This is a genomic window from Candidatus Levibacter sp. Uisw_134_01 (assembly GCF_047717795.1).
GTDB lineage: Bacteria > Pseudomonadota > Alphaproteobacteria > Puniceispirillales > Marisalimonadaceae > Marisalimonas.
Genome location: NZ_CP159808.1, coordinates 251604 through 266029, shown reverse-complemented (window position 1 = coordinate 266029; position 14426 = coordinate 251604). Strand labels below are relative to the sequence as shown.

General features: G+C 32.1%; 15 protein-coding genes and 1 other RNA gene. 8 read left to right on the top strand and 8 right to left on the bottom strand.

Annotated features, from left to right (window positions below; all coding sequences use genetic code 11):
• The first annotated feature begins 19 nt into the window (after positions 1–19).
• The 5 genes from ABXT66_RS01455 (at position 20) to recR (ending at position 4152) form a co-directional block, all read left to right on the top strand.
• The gene (locus ABXT66_RS01455) at positions 20–778 is read left to right on the top strand and encodes a 3-deoxy-manno-octulosonate cytidylyltransferase (RefSeq protein WP_443643892.1); all 759 of its coding nucleotides are present in this window, start codon (positions 20–22) and stop codon (positions 776–778) included.
• A 50-nt stretch (positions 779–828) separates the two neighbouring features.
• Complete coding sequence (locus ABXT66_RS01450) at positions 829–1686, top strand: prephenate dehydratase (protein ID WP_443643891.1); 858 nt, start codon at positions 829–831, stop codon at positions 1684–1686.
• A 48-nt stretch (positions 1687–1734) separates the two neighbouring features.
• An RNA gene (gene ffs / locus ABXT66_RS01445) (signal recognition particle sRNA small type) lies at positions 1735–1827 on the top strand.
• A 26-nt stretch (positions 1828–1853) separates the two neighbouring features.
• Positions 1854–3539 (top strand): DNA polymerase III subunit gamma/tau, encoded by a 1686-nt coding sequence (locus tag ABXT66_RS01440; RefSeq protein WP_443644709.1) that lies wholly within the window; start codon positions 1854–1856, stop codon positions 3537–3539.
• Between the two features lie 16 nt (positions 3540–3555).
• Positions 3556–4152 carry a recombination mediator RecR gene (recR, locus tag ABXT66_RS01435; RefSeq protein WP_443643890.1) on the top strand — a complete coding sequence of 199 codons (597 nt, stop codon included), beginning with the start codon at positions 3556–3558 and terminating at the stop codon, positions 4150–4152.
• A 10-nt stretch (positions 4153–4162) separates the two neighbouring features.
• Here recR and ABXT66_RS01430 read toward each other — a convergent pair whose 3' ends face one another.
• A complete protein-coding gene (locus ABXT66_RS01430) occupies positions 4163–5206 on the bottom strand; it encodes a DNA recombination protein RmuC (RefSeq protein WP_443643889.1) in 1044 nt (347 codons plus the stop codon).
• Between the two features lie 89 nt (positions 5207–5295).
• Here ABXT66_RS01430 and def point away from each other — a divergent pair, with 89 nt between their 5' ends.
• From def to truA, 3 genes are read left to right on the top strand one after another with little or no spacing between them, the layout of a single operon-like run.
• The gene (gene def, locus ABXT66_RS01425; RefSeq protein WP_443643888.1) at positions 5296–5862 is read left to right on the top strand and encodes a peptide deformylase; all 567 of its coding nucleotides are present in this window, start codon (positions 5296–5298) and stop codon (positions 5860–5862) included.
• A 15-nt stretch (positions 5863–5877) separates the two neighbouring features.
• Positions 5878–6807, top strand: a complete 930-nt coding sequence (fmt, locus tag ABXT66_RS01420; protein ID WP_443643887.1) for a methionyl-tRNA formyltransferase — start codon at positions 5878–5880, stop codon at positions 6805–6807.
• A complete protein-coding gene (gene truA, locus ABXT66_RS01415; protein WP_443643886.1) occupies positions 6797–7621 on the top strand; it encodes a tRNA pseudouridine(38-40) synthase TruA in 825 nt (274 codons plus the stop codon). Before fmt ends, truA begins: the two co-directional genes overlap by 11 nt.
• A gap of 4 nt (positions 7622–7625) precedes the next feature.
• Here the strand turns inward: truA and ABXT66_RS01410 are convergent, their stop codons facing one another.
• The 7 genes from ABXT66_RS01410 to yidC form a co-directional block, all read right to left on the bottom strand.
• Positions 7626–8207, bottom strand: a complete 582-nt coding sequence (locus ABXT66_RS01410) for a hypothetical protein (RefSeq protein ID WP_443643885.1) — start codon at positions 8205–8207, stop codon at positions 7626–7628.
• The gene (gene dapE, locus ABXT66_RS01405; RefSeq protein WP_443643884.1) at positions 8200–9366 is read right to left on the bottom strand and encodes a succinyl-diaminopimelate desuccinylase; all 1167 of its coding nucleotides are present in this window, start codon (positions 9364–9366) and stop codon (positions 8200–8202) included. Before dapE ends, ABXT66_RS01410 begins: the two co-directional genes overlap by 8 nt.
• A 12-nt stretch (positions 9367–9378) precedes the next feature.
• The gene (dapD, locus tag ABXT66_RS01400) at positions 9379–10239 is read right to left on the bottom strand and encodes a 2,3,4,5-tetrahydropyridine-2,6-dicarboxylate N-succinyltransferase (protein WP_443643883.1); all 861 of its coding nucleotides are present in this window, start codon (positions 10237–10239) and stop codon (positions 9379–9381) included.
• A gap of 38 nt (positions 10240–10277) precedes the next feature.
• Entirely contained in the window at positions 10278–10997 is a 720-nt protein-coding gene (locus ABXT66_RS01395) for a pyrimidine 5'-nucleotidase (RefSeq protein WP_443643882.1), read from the bottom strand.
• A gap of 2 nt (positions 10998–10999) precedes the next feature.
• Complete coding sequence (argB, locus tag ABXT66_RS01390; RefSeq protein ID WP_443643881.1) at positions 11000–11914, bottom strand: acetylglutamate kinase; 915 nt, start codon at positions 11912–11914, stop codon at positions 11000–11002.
• A gap of 77 nt (positions 11915–11991) precedes the next feature.
• Complete coding sequence (gene yihA / locus ABXT66_RS01385) at positions 11992–12627, bottom strand: ribosome biogenesis GTP-binding protein YihA/YsxC (protein WP_443643880.1); 636 nt, start codon at positions 12625–12627, stop codon at positions 11992–11994.
• 14 nt (positions 12628–12641) lie between these two features.
• Positions 12642–14363, bottom strand: a complete 1722-nt coding sequence (gene yidC / locus ABXT66_RS01380) for a membrane protein insertase YidC (protein ID WP_443643879.1) — start codon at positions 14361–14363, stop codon at positions 12642–12644.
• Positions 14364–14426: the final 63 nt, after the last annotated feature.

The following is a 14426-nucleotide window of genomic DNA, read 5'->3' as shown; positions in this document are numbered from 1 at the left end:
AAGTAAAGGAGTTTTTAAGTTGGATTTTTCTAATACTATTATTATTATTCCTGCTAGAATAGGTTCCTCAAGATTACCTAATAAACCTCTCTTGAAAATTAATGGAACCCCACTAATCATTCATGCATATAATTGCGCAAAAAGTTCTAAACTTGATGTGCCTATTCTTGTTGCAACCGACAATGAATTAATTGCAAATGTCGTAAATGATCACGGAGGCTTGACTTTAATGACCTCAAATAAACATGAGAGTGGGTCAGATAGAATCTTTGAGGCTCTTGAAAAATTTGACCCAGATCAAAAATATCAAAATATTATTCATCTACAAGGTGATCTTCCAAATATATCAGGAAATTTAATTAAGAAGTTAGCAACTACTATAGATAATCCATTAAAAGAAATTGCAACAGTAGTAGTTAAGGCAAGTCCAGAAGAGTATGAAGATAAGTCCGTAGTTAAAGCAGCAATAGCTTTTGCAAAAGATAATCCTGTAGTGGACGACATTGGTAGGGCCATGTATTTTAGCAGAGCTTGTATCCCTTATGGTGAAACCAATATATGGCACCATGTTGGGATCTATGCTTGGAAAAGAAAAATATTAAAAAGATTTGTTAACCTAAAGCCTTCACCCTTAGAAAAATCAGAAAAACTAGAACAACTTCGAGCTCTTGAAGCAGGTATCATTATTGACGCTATTATAACGTCCGATCACCCAATTGGAGTAGATACAGAATTAGACTTAAAAAAAGCTACAAAGTTTTTCCAAGACTTATCTTAACTATTTAGTTAAAAAGACATTAGACTAATAATAATAAATAGAGAATTATAATGAATAAAAACAAGAGTAACTTAGTTATTGCCTTTCAGGGTATGCCAGGAGCATATTCAAATATGGCTTGTGAAGCTTATTTTCCAGGAGCAAAAACGTTACCATGTAATTCATTTGAAGATATGTTAAATGCAACAAAGAAGAGTTTATCAGATTATTCGATGGTCCCAGTTGAAAATTCATTGGCTGGAAGAGTTGCTGACATACATCATTTAATACCTGATAGTGGTTTATTTATTATTGGCGAGCATTTCCAAAGAGTTAATCATCAATTGCTAGGTTTACAGAACTCTGATTTAAAAGATATCAAAAGTGTGAAGAGCCATGCTCAAGGTCTTGCTCAATGTAGAAAATTTATTTCTGATAATAATTTATTACCCGTCCAACACATAGATACTGCTGGAGCTGCTGAAGAGATCTCTAGAACTGATGACCCAACAATTGCAGCCATAGCGTCAGATATGGCTTCTAAAATTTATAATTTAAAGATTTTAAAAAGTAACATTGAAGATGCTACACATAATACAACTAGGTTTTTAATAATGGGTAGAGAACCTATAATGCCATCAGTTGACAACACAAAATCTGTTACAACAATAATTTTTGAGGTAAGGTCTGTTCCTGCTGCTTTATATAAGGTATTAGGTGGCTTTGCTACTAACGGTATAAATCTTACGAAACTTGAGAGTTATATTGGCGGGAAAGAAATGAACGCTGCAAGGTTTTATGTTGACGCTGAAGGACACCCAGAAACTGCATCAATGCAAAATGCACTTGAAGAAATGTACTTTTACACTGAACCAAATTCTACAAAAATCCTAGGAACGTATCCTAGAGCCAAAAAAAATAAAACATAATTTATGTAATTTCTTGCATATTATTTAGATTTATAACATACATATTATTGGAGGGTCGCATGGACGTAATTCTTGCTAATCCGGTCAGGTCCGAAAGGAAGCAGCCGTAACAATGATAGCGGGTTGTGAGGCCCTTCGTTTTTTTATTTTAAAAAACGAGATTAGAAATCAATAATATTACTGAACAAAAAAATTATAGAGTTTTAGCCCGCAAATACAGGCCTAATGATTTCAATGAGTTAATAGGACAAGACACACTTGTTAAAACATTCAACAACTCACTTAATAAAGGTAGACTGGCTCATGCTTTCCTTTTAACCGGCATAAGGGGGGTTGGCAAAACTACTACGGCTAGAATTATTGCCAAAGCATTGAATTGTGTAGGTAATGGAAATAATACCGAGCCTACTTTTCAAATTTGTAATAATTGTTCTCCGTGCAAATCTATTAATAAAGGAAACTTCCTTGATGTTATTGAAGTTGATGCAGCGAGTAGAACTGGCGTGGATGGTATAAGAGAAATTATTGACGCAGTAATGTATTCACCAAATAATGCTCGTTTCAAAGTTTACATAATAGATGAAGTTCACATGTTATCTAATGCTGCGTTTAATGCCTTATTGAAAACATTAGAAGAACCACCAGAAAATGTTAAATTTATTTTTGCAACGACCGAGATAAAGAAAATACCTGCTACAATAATATCTAGATGCCAAAGATTTGATCTTCAAAGAGTTGACATAGATACCTTAAGAACTCATTTAAGTAAAATTTGTGAATCTGAAAATATTAAATTTGAAAATGATTCTCTGTTCCAGATATGCAAAGCTAGCGAAGGCTCCGTTAGAGACGCTTTGTCATTGTTGGATCAAGCAGCATCTCTTTGCCAAGATGATGTAAAAGACGAAGTTGTGTTAAACATGTTAGGCTTAAATGGTTATGAAAAAAATATAGAGCTGATCGAGCTTTGCCTTTCTAATAACTGTGATAAAGCTTTGAAACTTTATAGTGAAATTATACATAATGGCATTCAACCAATTCAAATCATTTCCAACTTGTTAGAAGTATGTCACTTAGCTTCTAAATTAAACGTTATCAAAGTTGATGCTAGCCTTCCAGAAACAATCCAAAAAGATATTTTGAATATTTCATCATTTGGTCTTCCTAAACTAGTTAAAGCTTGGCAAATTTTAATTAAAAGTATTGAAGAATTAAAATATGCTCCAAATGAAGAGCAATCTGGATCCATGACTATCATTAAGTTATGCTTTGCGTCTATACTACCAGACCCCGCTGCTCTTTTAGATGAATTATCAAACAAAAAAAATACCCTTGAAACAACTGTTCAATCAAAAACTACAGAAAAACCTCAAAATAAAGAAATGTTAAACACCCAACAAATTCTAAATGTTTCTAATGAAAATCAGATAGATAAAATAATTTTAGAACCAGACGTAATAAAAAATTCTAAAGATGAGTTAAAAGAATCTAAGAGCCCAAAAAACTTTTCAGAAATGCTAGATTTATTGTTAGAGAATAAAGAGGCGCTCCTACACGCTCAAATAATAAATAACGCACATTTAATTTCCTATGATGTTGGTTTGATTAAATTAAGGCTAAACATAAATACCGATATTCAGATTTTAAAAAAATTATCATTAGCTTTAGAACAAATCACTAAAGAAAAATGGTCAGTTTTATCATCTGAAGAAGAAGGCGAGAAGACAATTGTAGAGAAACAAGCTATTGAATTAGACGAGGCTAAAGAGAAAATAAAATCACATAAAGACGTTGCAGAAATATTTAAATATTTCCCTGAGGCTAAAATAAGTTCTATTAAAGATAATAATTAAAAATTAGAAAATTAAAATGTCTGAACAAATTCTTGAGCAATTAATTAAAAAAATATCAAAACTTCCTGGATTAGGACCGCGTTCATCCCGAAGAGCCGTATTACATTTATTAAAAGATAGAGAAAAGTTATTTTTACCTCTTATTCAAGATATGACCGAAGTTGCAGATAAAATAAAAAAATGTATAGAGTGTGGAAACTTAGATCAAAAAGATATATGTGAAATATGCAGTAATTCTTCAAGAAACAATAGCTTAGTTTGTGTAGTTGAAACTGTTGCTGATCTTTGGGCGTTGGAAAGGTCAAACGTATATAACGGAAAGTATCATATTTTAGGTGGTGTTTTATCTGCAATAGATGGCATAAATCCAGAGCAATTAAACATCGCTTCATTAGAAAGAAGATTAGAAGTTCAGAAATATACTGAGGTGATTATAGCAATATCAGCCACCTTAGATGGACAAACTACAGCTCATTACATAGCTGAAAGACTTGAGAAATTTAATATTAAGGTTACTAGATTAGCTCATGGTGTTCCTATAGGAGGAGAACTAGATTTCCTTGACGACGGAACAATCGCACAAGCGTTAAAGGCTAGAAATATTTTACAATAGTGTCATAGAGTTAATTAATCTTTTTCTTTTCGTCTATGTCTATTGAAGTAATTAAGTTGCCTCTATTCTCAATTTTTCTATGAGAAATTTTTATGTCGTCTAGATCTTTTCTTGCTAAATCAAAATGTTTATCTAATTTAAATATTCTATCTGCCAATAAATTTAAATCATTAGTTAATTTATCAACTTCAATTTGTATTTTACCAGCTGTTTGACTCATAGTAGCATCTCTTAAAATGGCTCTAACAGTATGCAGTAAAAGCATTAAATTATCAGGACCTGCCATATAAACTTTCTTATTTCTACTTTCATTAACAAGCTTAGGAAACCTTATATTAATTTCTGAATAAATTGATTCACTAGGAAGAAACATAATAGCCGAGTCAGAAGTTTCACCTGGCAATATATATTTTTCTGCAATGTCCTTTATATGTTTTTGGACAGCATTATGAAATAATCTTAGATAATCTTTTTTTTCCTGATCATTGGTTGTGCCCGCAAATTTTTTATAATCTTCCAACGGAAACTTCGAATCTATACAAATAGGACCAGGTGGTTCAGGCATTTTTACTATACAATCAACCCTACTATTAGACGTTAGTGTATACTGAAACTGATATGCATTTTGAGGCAAGGCATCTCTTACAATATTTTCCAGTTGAACTTCGCCAAAAGCACCTCTTAATTGTTTATTAGATAATATATTTTGTAAATCATTCACTTGATTTGACAACGAGTGAATATTTTCTTGTGCACGATCAATGACAGCTAATCTTTCATGCATTTCTGTAAGTGATTTTTGAGTGTTTTGAGTTTGCTGATTTAAACTATTGCCAATAGATGAACCAATGTTACCTAGCCTTTCTTCTATGGAAATACTTAACTGGGCAACTGCACCTTTCAACTCTGTAATTTGACTTTTTTCGTCTTGTAAAATATTTATTTCATTATTGTTCTTATTTTTATTTTCAAAATATATTTTACAGATTAGAAACACTACAAATGATATTATAATAAAAAAAAGAATGAATATTAATAAATTTTGGAAATCCATTTTAACTCCATTTACAAATGAGTATAATAATACAAATTGATTATTAATTAACTAGCATAAAATAATATATTATTAGGATTAGTATAAAGATGAGTATCAAGGAAATTATTAAAATACCAAATCCATTTCTCAAAGTTGTAGCTAAACCAGTTATTGACATTGATGAAAATATTTTATCACTCCTAGATGATATGTTAGAGACAATGTATGATGCAAATGGTATAGGCCTTGCTGCTACACAAATAGCAATTGATAAGAGATTAATTGTAATGGATTGTGGTGAAGTTGATTTTGAAACTGAAAATTTAACTGAAGAAGAGTATAACAAAAAATTAAAAGAAAATGGTATAAAACCATCTCCAATTAAGATGATTAACCCGAAGTTAGTAAGTTTAGGTGATAAGATCAATGAAAGAGAAGAAGGTTGTTTGTCTATACCTGGTTATAACGCTAACGTAAAAAGACCTGCATCACTTAAAGTAGAGTATACAGACGAAAATAAAAAAAATGTAACTTTGAATGCTGATGGTTTATTAGCAACATGTATTCAACATGAAATTGACCATCTAAATGGTATTCTTTTTATTGATCATATATCTAGATTAAAAAGAGAGATGATATTAAAAAAAGCTATTAAAGAATACTCAACTGATTAAAAATATGAGGAATGATTGAATTTAATTTTTATGGGAACTCCAGATTTTGCAGTTCCAAGTTTAAAATTGCTTGCAGCTCGATATAATATTTTAGCTGTTTATTCTCAACCACCTCGTCCCAATGGTAGGGGGATGAAGACAATTGAATCACCTATACAATCAACGGCTAAAAAACTAAACCTAAAGACTATGACACCTCATACTTTAAAAAGTGATGACGTATTTGAGGAGTATAAAAAACTTAAACCTGATGTCGTTGTCGTGGTCGCTTATGGTTTGATTCTACCAGAAAAGTATTTGAAAATACCTAAATTTGGCTGTGTTAATGGTCATGCTAGCAACCTACCCAGATGGAGAGGAGCCGCTCCAATTCAAAGGGCAATTGAGGCAGGTGATACAACTAGTGGCTCATGCATCATGATAATGGAAAAAGGAATGGATACTGGGCCAATACTTTTATCAAAAAAAATTAATATTGAAAATAACGACACTTCAAAGTCACTGCATGACAAGTTATCTGATCTCACTGCACAACTATTAGAAGAAGCTTTATATAAATATACTAAAGGAATTTTGTTACCCCAAAAGCAGGAAATAGAAGGCATAAAATATGCTCATAAAATTAAAAAAATTGAGTCTGAAATAGATTGGAACTTAACGGCTTTAGAAATTTCTAATAAGGTCAGAGCATTTTATCCTTTTCCAGGCACTTTTACTAATGGGCCCAATGGTTTAATTAAAATAATTACAACACAGAGTAATAATGATGTTCATGATCAACCACCTGGAACAATTTTAAATATTGGTAAAAAAATTTTTGTAGCTTGCGGAAACAATACAACTTTAGAAATTTTAGAAGTTCAAAAACCAGGAAAGAATATTATCTCTGCCTTAGCATATCTAAACGGTATAAAATTATCTGTTGGTGATAAATTTGGAATTTGAAAGCTCAGTAAAGTATGCTCTATTGATAGAGTATGATGGTAATGGTTTAGTTGGTTGGCAGAAACAAGATATAGGGGTATCTGTACAGGGAAGCCTTGAGAAAGTTGCTAAACAAATTTTTAATAATGAATTTCATATTCAAGGCTCTGGACGAACCGATGCAGGAGTGCACGCATTAGGTCAGGTTGCTCATATAGAATTACCGTCAAATCATAGATTAACATCAAAAAATCCCTTTTACATAATTTCTGCCTTTAATGCTCTACTGAAAGATACATGTATTAGGGTTATTTCAGCCAAACCTGTAAATGCAGAATTTAATGCTCGCTTTAGTGCAATTAAACGTTACTACAAGTATAGAATTTTATGTCGAGCCGCTCCTCCTGGAATTAATAAAGGTAAAGTTTGGCATTGTAGAAAAAGTTTAGATCTGAATCTGATGCAAAAAGGTATAAAATACTTAATAGGCAAACATGACTTCACAAGTTTTAGAACTATAAAATGTCAAGCTAAGTCACCCATTAGGACTTTAGACGAAGTTACCTTTTCCACTAAAGGTGAAGAGATTATCATTAGTGTGATAGCTAAAAGTTTTTTACATAGTCAAGTAAGGATTATAGTAGGAACAATTTTAAAAATAGGAGATGGAACTTGGAAACCCACGGATATGGACGTGATACTTAAAGGTAAAGATAGAAGATTAGCAGGTCCTACAGCTCCACCTGATGGTTTGTATTTAGAAAAGGTAGACTATCCAGATGATATCTTAAATAATAATTGGCCCTTGATATATGACGCAGAAATAAAGAAATAATTGTTTAAAAGGTCATAGATAAAGATCTGGACAACATACCTAGACTTGCTTCAATAAAAACTGATAGAAAAATCATTCCTGTAGCTCCCCATCCAGTCAAACCAATCTCTTCTTTTCCAACTCTCCACAAAGAAAAAGTCACCCAAATAACAACTCCAATCCCAATAAAGACAAATACTGAAGGAGGAAATATCAATCCTAATACTGCAAATGATAACATTGCAATTGCTTGGAAGGATTGTATCCAATTAAATGGAATTATAAATCTGTAAAAAGCATCAGGCTTCCCAATTTTTTGAAATATTGCATTAACTAATATAGAAAATAGACAAATATCAATTATAGTAATTAAAAGAAGTCTAGGTAATATTCCACTTTGAATATCACCGTCAAGATTTGCTTTAATACCATAAGATGCCAGGGCAGACACGACAGCATTTATTAAAAAAACTGTCCAACAACTATCCCAAAAACCATTACTATTTAAGTTGAATACACTAGATACATTATTTTTCTTTGACATAAATTTGAAGGCTGAAACTATACCATCTTTAATTACATTTGGATTAGGTGGGGGATTAATCACAATACTTCACTCCAAAGTAATTAAATAAAAATTGATTATAAATTTTTGTTAAATTAATAATGTCATTAACTTCAACATTCTCGTCAATCTTATGCATTGTTTTACCAACTAAACCAAATTCAATAACTGGACAAATTTTAGAGATAAACCTTGCATCTGACGTTCCACCTGATGTGGATTTTTCTGGATTAATATTCACTACTTTTTGAATAGCCTTTTGCAGTGTGGTTTTTAAAAAATCATCATTTGTAAGAAATGGCTCGGCATTACAAAAAAAATCAAATTTATAATTTGAAGTAACATTACTAAATTGCTTTTCTAACATAGATTTTAGTGAAGAAGCTGAATGCAAAGTATTAAATCTGATATTAAACTTGGCTTTGACTTCTCCAGGAATTACATTACTAGCATCGTTATTCACATCAATACTGGTAATCATTATGGAACTGGGTTGAAAGTCTTTAGTACCTTCATCTAAATATATTTTAGAAAAAGGTTCCAACATTTTCAAAAGTGAATTAATTGGATTCTCTGCCAAATGAGGGTAACCTACATGCCCTTGTATGCCTGTGACTGTTAATGAGCCCGTGAAGCTTCCCCTTCTTCCAATTTTTAACGTATCACCCATTCTAGTGACATTTGTAGGTTCTCCTACAATACAGCCACTAATAATTTCAGATTTACCTTTTAACCAATCAACTACTTTTTTTGTTCCATTAATGGCTTTACCCTCTTCATCACTTGTGATGATAAAAGAAATACTTCCAAATTCTTTGAGGTTTTTATTATATTTTAAAAAATCTGAAACAGCAGCGATAAATGCAGCAATACCAGATTTCATGTCAGCAGCGCCTCTGCCCCAAACCTTACCTTCTTTTACTTCTCCACCAAAAGGATTTATGCTCCAATTATTAATGTCGCCAGTTGGTACTACATCCACGTGACCAGCAAATGCAATGTTAGGTTCCATGGTACCAAATCTAGCATATAAATTTTCTACTTTCTCAATTCCTTCACCAAAATCTATCTTTTCGCAATTAAAACCTAATGGCTCTAAATAAGATATTATAATATCTAAAGAACCCTCAGATTTTGGTGTGATACTTTTACATTGAATTAACTCGGAAGTTAATTCTATTGGATTGACTATATCTGACATAAACCGCCTTAATTAATCTCTTAATAATTCGTTTACAGATGTTTTAGAACGTGTTTGAGCGTCTACCTTTTTTACGATAACTGCACAATATAGGCTTGGCCCTTGTGAGCCGTCAGGCAATAACTTTCCTGGAAGAGCGCCTGGGACAACTACAGAATATGCTGGAACCCTTCCTACGTAGATTTCACCCGTGTTTCTATCTATAACCTTTGTAGAAGCACCTATAAAAACACCCATAGATAATACAGCTCCAGTTTCAATCACTACACCTTCGGCTACTTCAGATCTAGCACCTATAAAACAATTGTCTTCGATTATTACAGGCCCTGCCTGTATAGGTTCTAAAACTCCGCCTATCCCTGCTCCACCTGAGATATGAACATTTTTTCCAATTTGAGCACAAGACCCCACTGTTGCCCAAGTATCAATCATGCTACCAGTATCTACGTATGCTCCAATATTTACAAATGATGGCATCAATACTACACTAGGTGCTATAAATGCTGAATGTCTTACTACACAACCTGGAACTGCTCTAAAACCAGCTGTTTTGAATTCCTCTTTACCCCATCCAGAAAATTTTGAAGGCACTTTATCCCACCAATTAGCAGGACCGTTATTAACACTTTGAGGTCCACCTGAAATGACGTCCATATCATTAATTTTAAAAGATAATAAAACTGCTTTTTTAAGCCATTGGTTGACTTTCCATTGACTATTACCTATTGGGTCAGCAACCCTAAGTTCACCTTTATCTAAATAATTTAAGGCTAAATCTATTGCTTGTTTAACTTCACCTGTAGTATTTGGATTTATGTCCTCGTTATTGTCAAATACGCGTTCAATTATTAATTTTATTTTTTCTAATTCCATTTTATTTCCTTCTAATTATATCTCAACATCAAATCATTTCATTTTTTTATCATATTTCTTAAGATAGTTTTAATGTCTGATCCAGTGAAATCAATATATTGTTGATAAATGTCAGCTTCTTTTCTATTGAAATCATTTTCAATCCAAACTGTACCCATTCCCAGCTCACTTGCAGGCTTTAAATTTTTTGCAGTGTCTTCAAAAAAAATGCTTCTATTAATATTATTATTATTGAGTCCAAATTTATCTTTCATCATTTCATACGACTTGTAATTAGGTTTAGCTATGTAGTTAGCGTCTTTAATATCAAAAATTATTTCAAATTCTTCAAAAATCCCCATTGATTTAAGGATGTTTTTAGCATGATGATAAGATGCATTTGTATAGATAAGCTTTTGTCCATTTATTTTGCTTAATAGTTTTTTTAATTCATAATCTGTTTTGAGATCATCAAACCCAACATCATGGACATAATTAAGAAATGGCTCAGGGTCAATATTCTTTTCAATTATCAGACCTCTTAAGGTTAACCCATATTTTTTATACATATTTTTTTGTAAGTTAAGAGCGTCGTCATGATTGAGATTAAAAAAGTTTTTAATATACTCTGTCATTCTTTGTGAAATTCTTCTAAACAAACCTAAATGAAAATCATAAATAGTATTATCCAAATCAAATATCCAATAATCATATTCATTTATGAAATTCACAGTATCAAAGTTATTTTCGCTTATTAAGTTGGTGCTAGAGTTTGTCATGTTTAGTTTGGATTTTTTCGAATAATTGTTCCTACACCATGTTCAGTAAATAACTCTAATAATAAAGAATGAGGCATTCTTCCATCCATAATTACTGAGGCTTCTGCACCACCTTGGACAGCATCTATACAAGTCTTAACCTTTGGAATCATGCCCCCAACAACCACTTTCTTTGCAATAAGCTCAAGTGCTTCGTCTATTGTTAACTCAGGAATTAAATTACCATTCTTATCAAGAACACCCGTTACATCGGTTAACATTATCATTCTAGATGCTTTCATTGCAGCTGAAATAGCTCCTGCAGCAGTGTCTGCATTAATATTATATGTCAAACCGTCTTTTCCCATTCCAACTGGTGCAATCACAGGGATCATTTTTTCATTGATAAGTGCTTTAATGACTTGAGGATCAATTTTTTCAGGTTCTCCAACATAACCGAGATCTATTACTTTTTCTAAATTAGAATCAGAATTTTCGTCTATTTTTGTCAACCGCTTAGCTGTAATCAAATTTCCATCCTTTCCAGATATACCAACTGATTTTGCACCTGAGTTTGAAATTGCTGTTACGATTGATTTATTTGTAACGCCACTAAGCACCATTTCAACTACATCTATAGTAGCTGAGTCTGTTACTCTTAGACCATTGATAAATTCTGTTTTAATTTTTAATTTAGATAACATTTCTCCAATTTGAGGACCTCCACCGTGAACAACAACTGGTAACATTCCCACTTGTTGCAATAAAACAATGTCATTAGCAAAGCTGGTTATATATTCTTTTTTTCCCATAGCATTACCGCCAAACTTCACAACAATAACTTTATTGGCATACCTCTTCATAAAAGGTAAGGTTTCAGTTAGCAGGTCAGCTTTTTTTAGCCATTCAGATTGGATTTGATCTTTATTATTTTTCAATTGTTTAAACCACTCAAAAAAATCATAACTAATAAATAGCATATAATTTAAAAAAAAATTAATATTTTATAATTTTTTCATGAAAGGCTTGCGAGGTATGTCCTGAGCAAAGGAATACCATCATTTTTTAAACTAGATGTTACAAATATTTCGGGATAAGAGGCTGGATGTTTTGATACAATTTTATATGTTATGTCTTTAATATTGGTTATCTCTTCGTCAGACAATTTGTCTGACTTTGTAAGAATAACAACCCAACTTACAGCAGCGGAGTCTAACTCTTTCATAATTAATTCATCATAATCTCCAACACCTCGTCTACTATCAATCAGTAAACAAACAGTTCTAAGTGAAGGCCTTCCTTTTAAATATTTAATAGTTAATGATGTCCAAGACTGAATATCTTTTTTAGGAGCCTTTGCGTAACCATAACCTGGTAAATCTACAAGTCTTAATTTTGTTAATTGATGACTAAGCTCAAAAAATATTAATTGTCGTGTTCGTCCTGGTGTTTGACTTGTTCTTGCTAATGTTTTTCTATTGGTTAAGGCATTTACTAATGAGCTTTTACCAACATTCGATCTACCAGCAAAAGCTATTTCATTGCATTCTTCTAAAGGAATAGCATTAGCTTTTAGAGCTGCGGCTATAAACTTGCATTCTCCAGAAAAAAGTTTTCTAGCTTTTTCAATTTCAATATCTTCGTATTGCAAGCTATCAGAGGCCTTTACTTAGGTTTTTTTTTCATTCCATTCATAATTAACCATTGCTGACAAATTGAAAGGAGATTGTTCCATGTCCAATATATAACTAAACCTGCCGGGAAAGTAGCTAATAAAAATGTAAATGCAACTGGCATCCAGGCAAAAATCTTTGCTTGGATAGGGTCTGGAGGAGTTGGGTTAAGACGTTGCTGTAAAAACATAGTTACCCCCATCAATAAAGGCCAAATGCCAAGGTTTAAAAAGTCAGGAAATATTGATGTACTGTAGGGTAATAAGCCAAACAAATTAAGAATACTGGTTGGATCTTGAACAGACAAATCCTTTATCCATCCAAAAAAAGGAGTTTGACGCATTTCTATAGATACAAACAAAACTTTATAGAGAGCAAAAAATACTGGTATTTGGACCAATATTGGCAAACACCCTGCTGCAGGATTAACCTTCTCTTTTTTATACAAATTCATCATTTCCTGGTTTAATTTTTGCCTGTCATCTCCAACTCTTTCTCTTAGTTTCTGGATTTCAGGTGAAAGATTTCTCATTTTTGCCATGCTTTTATATGATTTGTTTGCTAATGGGAAAAAAACAATTTTGACTAATACTGTTATTGCCAATATTGCTAGTCCAAAATTACCTAAATAATCATTAGCCCAAGATAAAGCATAAAAGAATGGCTTTGTTAAAAAATAAAACCAGCCAAAATCAATTGCGAGATCAAAGTGTTTTACGTTGAAACGTTCTTCATAATCATCAAACAATGCTAACCTCTTAGCACCTGCAAATGTCCTTGATAAAAAGTTACCTTCAGATTTTGGTTGAATTTTAACTGCTTTTCCAAGGAAGTCTGTTTGATATTGACCTCCACTTGAATTCAAGTATCTATAAGTAAAACTATATTTTTCATTTTGATCGGGCAATAAAGCCGTCATCCAATATTTATCTGTTAAACCTGTCCAACCACCACTTTCAGCGGGCTTTATATTTATTCCCTTTTGTCCAGATTCTGCTAAGTCTTCATAGCTTTTTTCAGATAAGGTCCCATCAAAAACACCCAACGGTCCCTCATGTAAAACAAAAAACTTAGTAGTTTCTGGCTCACCTGTTCTTCTTATCAATCCGTATGGATATAATGTGACGGCATTATTAGTATTGTTTTTTACTCTTTGATTAATAGTAAACATAAATGTGTCATCTACGCTTATGTCCTGATAAAATATTATACCTTCACCATTATCCCAGGACAAAGTTATGCTAGTATCTGGAGATAAGAGGTTTTTTGAAGATTTCCACAATGTTTTTCCATTAGGCACTTTTAATCCGTCTGGACTGCTCCAACCATGCTCAATAAAATAAGGATTTTTTTCGTTAGATTTTAAAAGAAGGTTTATTAAACTACTGTCAGCATCTAATGTTTCTCTATATTGTGTAAGAGTAATATCATCTATCCTTGCACCTTTAAGGGATATAGAACCAGAGGTTTCATTACTATTTAACTGAACTCTAGGGACGTTTTTAAATTTCTCTGTTTTATTATTCTCACTCGTAACAGTTAAACTGTTATCATTTGAAGGAATAGGAATATTAGAACTATCAGACAAATTATTAACTACATTTTCTTGTATAATCTGATCTTTTTTTGGATCAACAAATAATAATTGATAACCTATCAAAACTGCCATTGACAATGAAATGGCTGCCACTAAATTTCGAGTTTCTGGATTCATTTTATCTCACTTAACTTTCCATATTATATTAATAAAGTTTAAAATAATTTAGATATAACTATT

Excerpts from the sequence above, each read along its gene's own strand:
- dapD (WP_443643883.1), bottom strand. The coding sequence starts at position 10,239 with ATGGAATTAGAAAAAATAAAATTAATAATTGAACGCGTATTTGACAAT.
- recR (WP_443643890.1), top strand. The coding sequence starts at position 3,556 with ATGTCTGAACAAATTCTTGAGCAATTAATTAAAAAAATATCAAAACTT.
- def (WP_443643888.1), top strand. The coding sequence starts at position 5,296 with ATGAGTATCAAGGAAATTATTAAAATACCAAATCCATTTCTCAAAGTT.
- ABXT66_RS01450 (WP_443643891.1), top strand. The coding sequence starts at position 829 with ATGAATAAAAACAAGAGTAACTTAGTTATTGCCTTTCAGGGTATGCCA.
- dapE (WP_443643884.1), bottom strand. The coding sequence starts at position 9,366 with ATGTCAGATATAGTCAATCCAATAGAATTAACTTCCGAGTTAATTCAA.
- yidC (WP_443643879.1), bottom strand. The coding sequence starts at position 14,363 with ATGAATCCAGAAACTCGAAATTTAGTGGCAGCCATTTCATTGTCAATG.
- ABXT66_RS01430 (WP_443643889.1), bottom strand. The coding sequence starts at position 5,206 with ATGGATTTCCAAAATTTATTAATATTCATTCTTTTTTTTATTATAATA.
- ABXT66_RS01395 (WP_443643882.1), bottom strand. The coding sequence starts at position 10,997 with ATGACAAACTCTAGCACCAACTTAATAAGCGAAAATAACTTTGATACT.